This is a genomic window from Pseudomonas sp. P5_B2, assembly GCF_056400445.1.
In genome coordinates this window covers 1-632 of the sequence record NZ_JBFULH010001400.1, presented here as the reverse complement: position 1 = coordinate 632, position 632 = coordinate 1, and the positions used below count along the sequence as shown (strand labels likewise).

Here is a 632-nt window from a genome sequence, read left to right as displayed (position 1 = left end):
CTCCGTAACTTTTGGCAAGCACAGCACTTCGAGACAGCCTGGCCTTTTCAACTATCGCGTTCATTTTGATCTCCATACCTTCACGATTTATTGTGTTACGACTTCAAGAAGTGATTGACCTCTGCGTACGCCACGGATCGCGCAACAAAACTTCCACGCTTGCTCAAGGCCCACAGGGAAGGTCTTCTCCACTTATTATCCTGTCTATTTTTACTAACGCGGTGTCCGACACGCCGACTAGCTTCGCACCTCGATATATCCTGTAAACGACGGTCGCGGAGTCGTTATTCACCATTGGTTTTATATGAGTTTCATAAGGCTCGATGACCAGCGAAAAACCTTCACGGATATCTTGCTCACTTAAAGCCTGGCGAATAATTATTTTTCGGGCACTGACAATCTCCGGACCACTTCCGTTCAGTGTTGAGTGTCCTCGCCAAAGCACTTCACAACTATCTTTGACTTTAAACCCCGGCAGCGCGGGTATATCGACCGTGACACCGTCCCATAAGGGGGGAACCGTTTGGCAGTTCAAATACCCCCAGAAGTCGGCATGGGCAAAATTCGCTTCCTCAAGATCATCTCGGACTGGTGAATGATCGATTGTGAGTCGCCGTCGAACTGATGTAGAC

The 632-nt window shown here is 48.7% G+C and carries 1 pseudogene; it reads right to left on the bottom strand.

Annotation, left to right across the window (positions count from 1 at the left end):
• Positions 1-163: 163 nt before the first annotated feature.
• A pseudogene (locus tag AC1DRJ_RS31450) lies at positions 164-632 on the bottom strand (hypothetical protein); the annotation flags it as partial.